This is a genomic window from Paraburkholderia ribeironis (assembly GCF_900019265.1).
Lineage (GTDB): Bacteria > Pseudomonadota > Gammaproteobacteria > Burkholderiales > Burkholderiaceae > Paraburkholderia > Paraburkholderia ribeironis.
This window is the reverse complement of the sequence record NZ_CYGX02000042.1, coordinates 107750-115509: the sequence shown is the minus strand read 5'-3', so window position 1 is coordinate 115509 and position 7760 is coordinate 107750. Positions and strand designations below refer to the sequence as shown.

Genomic DNA, 7760 nt, shown 5'->3' with positions numbered 1-7760 from the left:
TCGTCAGTTACGACGAACGATAAGCATCACCGGTCCACTTTCGTCGCCAATCGGTTCCGTGTGGTCCAAAGCCGGCGTCACGTTCCGTCGCGCGAACCTGCACATGTCTGACCGGACCGCGCAGTTCTGTTGCGGATCCGGAACCTCGATCGCTCACTATCATTACCGGGAAATACCATGACCGAAGCCTTTATTTGTGATGCCATTCGCACTCCATTTGGCCGTTATGCAGGTGTACTGAAGGATGTTCGCGCAGACGACCTGGGTGCAGTGCCGATTCGGGCGCTGATGCAGCGAAATCCATCGGTGGACTGGCAGCAGGTCGCAGACGTTCTGTATGGCTGCGCCAACCAGGCCGGCGAGGACAATCGCAACGTCGCACGCATGTCCGCTTTGCTGGCGGGATTGCCGATCGACGTCCCCGGGTCCACGATCAACCGGCTGTGCGGCTCCGGGATGGACGCGGTGGGCAGCGCAGCGCGCGCCATCAGGGCGGGCGACGGGGACTTCTACATCGCCGGGGGCGTGGAAAGCATGACCCGCGCACCGTTTGTGGTCGGGAAGTCGGCGGCGGCGTTCTCGCGCTCCGCTGAGATCCATGACACGACGATAGGCTGGCGCTTCGTCAATTCCCTGATGCGCAGCCAGTATGGCGTTGATTCCATGCCGGAAACGGCCGAGAACGTGGCCGTCGATTTTGGCGTGGACCGCGACGCGCAAGACCGCTTTGCCGTTCGTAGCCAGCAACGCGCTGCGCGGGCCCAGGCGGACGGCACGCTGGCGCAGGAAATCACGGCTGTGCATATTCCTCAAAAGAAGGGCGAGCCCGTTGTTGTCGATCGCGACGAACATCCGCGCGAGACGTCGCTCGAGGCGCTTGCAAAACTCAAGGGCGTCGTGCGCGCTGATGGAACCGTAACGGCGGGTAACGCGTCGGGCGTCAATGATGGCGCGTGCGCGCTGTTGATTGCAGGTGAAGAGGCAGCGAAGCGCCACCATCTGACGCCGCGCGCACGCATCATGGGCATGGCCACGGCAGGTGTCGAGCCGCGCATCATGGGGATCGGGCCCGCGCCGGCAACCGAGAAGCTGCTTGCACGCCTCGGCATGACGCTCGACCAGTTCGATGTGATCGAACTGAACGAGGCCTTCGCCTCGCAAGGTATCGCGGTGTTGCGCCGGCTCGGCGTTGCAGAAGACGATCCGCGGGTCAATCCGAACGGCGGCGCCATCGCGTTGGGCCATCCCCTCGGCGCTTCTGGCGCCCGGTTGATCACCACCGCAACGTACGAACTCGAACGCCGCAAGGGACGCTTCGCGCTTTGCACGATGTGCATTGGCGTTGGACAAGGCATCGCGATTGCGATCGAGCGCGTTTGAGCGGGGTAACGAGAATGTCGAACGCATTGAAGACCTCTACTATCGTCGGCATCATCGGTGCAGGCGCGATGGGCGTGGGCATCGCCCAGGTGGCCGCGCTCGCGGGACACCAAGTCGCTCTGTTCGATATCGACGCGGCTACGGTCGCAAAGGCCATTACCGGCATCGCGGCGAATCTTGCCAGGCTCGTCGAGAAAGGTCGGCTTGACGCAACGGCTGCCGCGCACGCGCAGGAAAGGCTGATTGCGGTTCACCAACTGGCGGAGTTGCGCGACGCGCAGCTCGTCATCGAGGCCGTCGCCGAACGGCTGGACGTGAAGCGCAAGATTTTTGCCGAACTCGAAGAGCACGTCGCGAAGACGTGCATCCTGGCGACGAACACCTCATCCATCTCCGTCACGGCGATCGGCGCAACGCTGAAGATCCCGTCACGGCTCGTAGGCATGCACTTCTTCAATCCGGCGCCCGTGATGGCGCTGGTCGAAGTCGTCAGTGGTCTGGCCACCTCGGCAGACGTCGCGAAAGCCGTCTACGAGACGGCCGCCGCCTGGGGCAAGACGCCTGTCTACGCCCGGTCGACGCCGGGATTCATCGTGAACCGCGTGGCACGTCCGTTTTACGCGGAAGGTCTGCGACTTCTCAACGAGCAGGCCGCCGATGTCGCGTCGATCGATGAGGTGATGCGCGAGGCCGGCGGCTTCAGGATGGGGCCGTTTGAACTGATGGACCTGATCGGGCACGACGTCAATTTTGCCGTGACCGAATCGGTATTTCGTGCGTATTTCAACGATCCCCGGTTTGCGCCGTCATTGATCCAGCAGGAACTGGTCAATGCAGGCTTTCTGGGCCGGAAATCGGGCCGCGGCTTTTACGAATATGGTCCGAACGCCACGCGCCAGAGCGCGCGCATTGCGCCGCCAACGGACGCTCCACGAGAAGTCAGATTGTTTCCGCAGTCCGGGGTGATCATGCGGCTTCAACAAAGGCTGCTGAATGCCGATCTCGTTACTACGGCGATGCCCGAAATGGAGCGCACGGATGGTGCGGTCGCCCAGATCGACGATGCCGTGCTGCGACTGACAGACGGGCGGACGGCAACGCAATGCGCCTACGACATGGAGCACGATAACGTCGTTCTCGTCGACCTCGCGCTCGACTATGCCGGCAGCAGCACAGTCGCGCTTGCCCGCGCAAGACAATGCAGCGATTCGGCCTACGCGGCTGTGGTCGGAGCCATGCAGGCAGCGGGGTACTCGGTCGTGCCGGTGGCTGATGTGGCCGGCATGATCGTCATGCGGACCGTTGCGATGCTGGTGAATGAGGCCGCGGATGCAGTCAATCAGGGCGTGTGCACGGCAGCGGATCTCGATCTGGCGATGGAAAAGGGCGTCAACTACCCGGTAGGCCCGCTGAAGTGGGCGGATGAGGCAGGCGTCACGCTCTTCAATACGGTACTGAAGAATCTCTGCGCGCACTATGGTGAAGACCGGTACCGTGTCTCGCCGCTACTTGCTGCACTTTCCTGGTCGCGTGCCTCATGGCATGCACACGATGCCGTCGACAGGGCGGCCTGACCCGAACCCAACCCCTTTCATATCTCTGGAGACTTCCGTGGTCCAACGCAATCCTCAATCTGACGAACTCGAGCCGATCGAACGTGCCAGCCGCGATGAGCTGCAGGCCCTGCAACTGACGCGTCTCAAATGGTCGGTCCGACATGCCTACGACAACGTACCGCATTATCGGCGCGCGTTTGATGCTGCCGGAGTGCATCCGGATGATCTGAAGGAACTCTCCGACCTGGCAAAGTTTCCGACCATGTCGAAGAAGGACCTGCGCGACAACTATCCGTTTGGCCTCTTCGCCGTGCCGCGCGACCAGGTGGTGCGTGTGCATGCATCGAGCGGAACGACCGGCAAACCGACGGTCGTAGGCTACACGGCGCGCGACATCGATACCTGGGCGGACATCGTCGCGCGGTCGATCCGGGCGGCCGGCGGCCGTCGCGGCGACACACTGCACAACGCGTTCGGCTATGGCCTGTTCACGGGCGGGTTGGGAATTCACTATGGCGCGGAGCGCCTCGGCTGCATGGTCGTGCCGATGTCCGGCGGCCAGACGGAAAAGCAGGTTCAGTTGATCCAGGACTTCGAACCCTCGATCATTCTGGTCACGCCATCCTACATGCTGAACCTGATCGACGAGATGGTGCGGCGGGGTATGAATCCGGCCGAGTCGTCGCTGAAGGTGGGCATCTTCGGCGGCGAGCCGTGGACCCAGGCCATGCGTAGCGAAATCGAAACGCGGGCGGGAATCGATGCGGTCGACATTTACGGCCTCTCCGAAGTGATGGGCCCTGGCGTCGCGTCGGAGTGCATCGAAAGCAAGGACGGTCCGGTGATCTGGGAAGACCATTTCTACCCGGAAATCATCGACCCGGTTACTGGTGACGTGCTCCCGGATGGCAGCGAGGGCGAGCTGGTCTTCACGTCGCTCACGAAGGAAGCGATGCCGGTCATCCGGTATCGAACCCGCGATCTCACGTCGCTGTTGCCACCCACCTCCCGAACGATGCGCCGGCTGGCCAAGATTACCGGACGCTCGGATGACATGCTGATCATTCGAGGCGTCAACGTGTTTCCGAGCCAGATTGAAGAACTCATTCTCGCGATCCCCAAGCTGAGCCCGCAGTATCAACTGACGGTCAAACGCGAAGGGCATCTGGATTCGCTGGCAGTGTGCGTCGAGGCCCGGCCAGAAGTCAGCGAGTCGCTGAGTGACCACGATCGGGCGGCGCTTGCGCGCGAACTGCAGCATCGAATCAAGACGATGGTTGGCGTGTCAACGGCGGTTTCGGTTGCGCTTGCCGGACATATTCCAGTGAGCGGCACTGGAAAGGCGAAACGGGTCATCGATCTGCGCGGCTCGAGCCTGTGAGCGAGGAACGGGACGTGGCGGAAGTCTTTAGTACGGTTTCGATTGATGTCGATACTCGCGGAATTGCAACGGTGCGGCCTGCGCGCGAAGAGGTGTTGAACGCGTTTGACGAAACCATGATTGCAGAGCTCACGCTGGTGTACGAGGGGCTCGACATGCGAAACGACGTTCGCGTGGTGGTGCTGCGCTCGCAGGGGCGGGCATTCTGTGCGGGCGCCGATCTGTAGTGGATGCGACGCGCCAGCCAGAATGGCCCGGCCGGGAATCTGGAAGATGCGCGGCGATTTGCACGGATGATGCAGGCGATTCGCCGGTGCCCGAGACCCACTATTGCTCGCGTGCAGGGGCATGCATTTGGTGGCGGGGTAGGTTTGTGCGCTGCATGTGACATCGTGATTGCAAGCGACCAGGCCCGATACTCGGTCAGTGAGGCGCGCTTACACTCCAGGAGCATGGATGAGCGAAACATGGTTGGGGCTAGCCATCGGCGGGGCTGCCCTTGCCGTCGCGCTGCCGATGGCGATCGCTCACTATTGTCGTGAATGGCACCGGGCACGTTTGCTGCGCAATCTCCATCACCTCGACTGGTGGTACGCGCCGTACCCGCGAAAGGGTCGGCGCCGGAGTTCGCGCGTGGCAAGACGTGGAGGTGCGACTCGGACTGGGGAGCAGCATGAGAAAGCAATAGAAAAATTTGGAGAATAGAAAGAATGACAACCGACGCGCAAGTGGCGGCGACCGACCGCCAGCGTCTCAACGTTCGCGCGGATCTTCACGAAATGAGGGTTGCCGCCGTTTGGCAGGTACTCATGCCAGTCGCGCGGGATATCGAAAGCGTTACGATCACCACCGATGAGCAGCACAAATGCGCCGATCTCACGGTCTCGTTCTCGCGTGCGCCCCGTGAAATGGTGCAAACGATCGCCGAGCGCCTCGGAACAATGTCGTGGGTGACGGGCGCCGCATTGTGCTGAATGCAATCCGTCAGTCACCTATGCAATCACGCGGGTGAATACAGGCTGTAACGCGCATTGACGCCTGGCACCTGTAAATCGAGCACGACGAGGCGGCGTCCAGCGATAGATCGGCCTTACAGTGCAGCATTTCTACAAATGCAGGCAAATCTGCTGCGCAAACGTACGTATCACTTCCTCATTGCGCGAGAGGAAGATCCATTGTCCGACTCGCGTCGAAACCAGCAGTCCCGCTTCGACGAGCACGGCGATATGCACTGATACCGTCGACTGCGATAGACCGCTGCGCGCCTGTATTGCGTGCACGGCGACGCCGCGGCCAAGGTCGACATGGCCTTCCGGAAAGGCCACGACGGGGGCTCTCAACCAGGCGAGGATGTCACGCCGGAGCGGGTTCGCGAGAGCCTTGTGAATCAGATTCGTGTCTATCATCAAGTCCCCGTGCGGGTGTGGCGCTGCGAGCCGGCGGCGTCAACAACGCTGTGGCAATCTTTCCTGCGGCATGCTCGCCAAGGTCTTCTCGCACGAGCGACAGCGCAAGGTGAATGCCGGCACTCGCGCCGCCCGACGAGTACAGGTTGGCACCCAGCCGCAATCGTGTACACAGTCTAGTTAATCGATGCTGTGGCGGATATGCACGGATGGTGCGCTCGCCTGCCAATTTGTGGCCGTTTTGGGCCACGTAGGTGGTACTGTCGTATCACCCGCTGCGTGTCATTTCAGCCAGAGATTTGTTACGCCCAGACAAATTACTTTTTCCAAAGACTGACGGCACGAGCTGCCGGTGATGCGGTAAGCTGCGCCACGGCTTCGTTGGGACGCGGCGTGTCCGGTCGGCTTCGCATCGATCCGGCGCCGACCGGGCGCACCCACGCAAAGAGAGTTACCACCATGAAGGTCACGGCATGAAAGTCGCCATTGTTGTATTCGATGGTGTGCAGGCGCTGGATGTAGCAGGCCCACTCGATGTGTTCGCCGAGGCGAATACGTTTCTTTCCGCGCATCAACGCTACGACGTCACGCTCGTCGGACGCGAGGCGGGCACCGTGACCTGCTCGAATGGAATGCAGCTGGCGGTTTCGTTTGGCTATGCCGACCGTGAGATTCAATGGGACCTGCTGCTGATAGCGGGAGGGCCGCAGTTGCCCGACGCCCAGCCGTCGAATGAATTCCTGACGTGGTTGCAGAATCAGGCGCGCAGCGCGAGCCGCTTCGGCTCCGTGTGCAATGGCGCATTCGTGCTCGCACATGCGGGGCTGCTCGATGGGAAGGAGGTCACGACGCACTGGTCGGACGCGAATCGGCTGTCCAACGAATTTCCGCACGCCAACGTGCAGCCGGACAGGATCTTCGTTCGCGATGGGCGACTGTTCACGTCGGCCGGCGTGACCGCGGGCATCGATCTGTGTTTGTCGCTGGTCGCCGAGGACTGGGGGCACGAGCTGGCGGTGCGGGTCGCGAAGCGTCTGGTCGTGTATATCCAGCGCGAAGGCGGTCAATCCCAGTACAGCCCGTATATCGGCGCGGGCAAGGACGAGGATCCGATACTGAACAAGGTCTATCGATATGTTAGCGAGCATATAACCGGTACGCTGTCGATAGAAGAGCTGGCGAGCGCGGCCTCGGTGAGCCGTCGCACGTTGTCGCGGGTATTCGCGAAGCACGCGAAAGTGACGCCTTCGGTATTCGTCGAACAGGTGCGCGTCGACACGGCGAGGAAACTGCTCGAGGGTTCCGATGCTCCGCTCAAGACGGTCGCGTTCAAATGCGGTTTTCACAACGCCACGCATATGCGCACGACTTTCTCGCGGCGGCTCAACGTCACGCCGAAGCAATATCGGATGCGATTCAGAGGGGAGGCGAGTGCGCAACCATGATTGCATCGCGGAGCTGGCGGGCGTGTCATCGGTGACGAACGACGATTCGGCGCAGTCCCTTCCCGACATCATCCAGCCCGGCTTGTCGATAGTCTTCTGTGGCATCAACCCGGGTTTGTGCGCGGCGTCGATGGGGCGCCACTTTGCAGGCAGGGGTAACCGGTTCTGGAAGGTTCTCCATCGTGCCGGCTTCACGAACGAGGAGTTTTGCCCCGAGAACGACCGGCAATTGTTGAACCATGCGTGTGGTCTGACTACCGCCGTCTCACGTCCCACGGCACGTGCGGATCAATTGTCGAAGGCGGAGATTCAAGCCGCCGCGGCGCAGTTCGAACTGAAAATTCGACACTATGCGCCGAGGTTCATAGCGTTTCTTGGCAAGGTGGCGCTCTGCGAAATGTCCGGCCAGCGCAATATCGAATGGGGCTTGCAAGCCCGTGATTTTGGCGGCGCACGCGCTTGGGTCCTGCCAAACCCAAGCGGCCTGAACCGGTCGTTCAGCCTCGATGCACTCGTGATTGCCTATCGCGAACTCAGTATTGCGGCGGAGTCATCGAACCTCGACTAGGCGAGCGTCGTTGCCGTGCGCTTT

The 7760-nt window shown here is 61.5% G+C and carries 7 protein-coding genes and 1 pseudogene; 7 read left to right on the top strand and 1 reads right to left on the bottom strand.

Annotated elements, in window-relative coordinates:
- The first annotated feature begins 177 nt into the window (after nucleotides 1–177).
- The 5 genes and pseudogenes from pcaF to BN2475_RS19390 all read left to right on the top strand — a co-directional run bounded on the left by pcaF (nucleotide 178) and on the right by BN2475_RS19390 (nucleotide 5291).
- Complete coding sequence (pcaF, locus tag BN2475_RS19415; protein WP_094781121.1) at nucleotides 178–1380, top strand: 3-oxoadipyl-CoA thiolase; 1203 nt, start codon at nucleotides 178–180, stop codon at nucleotides 1378–1380.
- A 14-nt stretch (nucleotides 1381–1394) separates the two neighbouring features.
- Entirely contained in the window at nucleotides 1395–2954 is a 1560-nt protein-coding gene (gene paaH, locus BN2475_RS19410) for a 3-hydroxyacyl-CoA dehydrogenase PaaH (protein ID WP_094781120.1), read from the top strand.
- A 37-nt stretch (nucleotides 2955–2991) separates the two neighbouring features.
- Nucleotides 2992–4317, top strand: coding sequence for a phenylacetate--CoA ligase PaaK (gene paaK, locus BN2475_RS19405; RefSeq protein WP_094781119.1), 1326 nt, complete (start codon nucleotides 2992–2994; stop codon nucleotides 4315–4317).
- 14 nt (nucleotides 4318–4331) lie between these two features.
- Nucleotides 4332–4754, top strand: a pseudogene (locus BN2475_RS19400) (enoyl-CoA hydratase-related protein); the annotation flags it as partial.
- A 273-nt stretch (nucleotides 4755–5027) separates the two neighbouring features.
- Nucleotides 5028–5291: a hypothetical protein gene (locus tag BN2475_RS19390; RefSeq protein WP_094781117.1), complete on the top strand. Its 264-nt coding sequence runs from the start codon at nucleotides 5028–5030 to the stop codon at nucleotides 5289–5291.
- 132 nt (nucleotides 5292–5423) lie between these two features.
- Here the strand turns inward: BN2475_RS19390 and BN2475_RS19385 are convergent, their stop codons facing one another.
- Nucleotides 5424–5723, bottom strand: coding sequence for an ArsR/SmtB family transcription factor (locus BN2475_RS19385; protein ID WP_094781116.1), 300 nt, complete (start codon nucleotides 5721–5723; stop codon nucleotides 5424–5426).
- 473 nt (nucleotides 5724–6196) lie between these two features.
- Here BN2475_RS19385 and BN2475_RS19375 point away from each other — a divergent pair, with 473 nt between their 5' ends.
- Together BN2475_RS19375 and mug are read left to right on the top strand one after the other, a co-directional pair.
- Nucleotides 6197–7168 carry a GlxA family transcriptional regulator gene (locus BN2475_RS19375; protein ID WP_094781115.1) on the top strand — a complete coding sequence of 324 codons (972 nt, stop codon included), beginning with the start codon at nucleotides 6197–6199 and terminating at the stop codon, nucleotides 7166–7168.
- On the top strand, nucleotides 7155–7736 hold the full coding sequence (gene mug / locus BN2475_RS19370) for a G/U mismatch-specific DNA glycosylase (RefSeq protein WP_094781114.1): 582 nt from the start codon (nucleotides 7155–7157) through the stop codon (nucleotides 7734–7736). The genes BN2475_RS19375 and mug overlap by 14 nt, the downstream gene beginning before the upstream one ends.
- The last annotated feature ends 24 nt before the right edge of the window (nucleotides 7737–7760 follow it).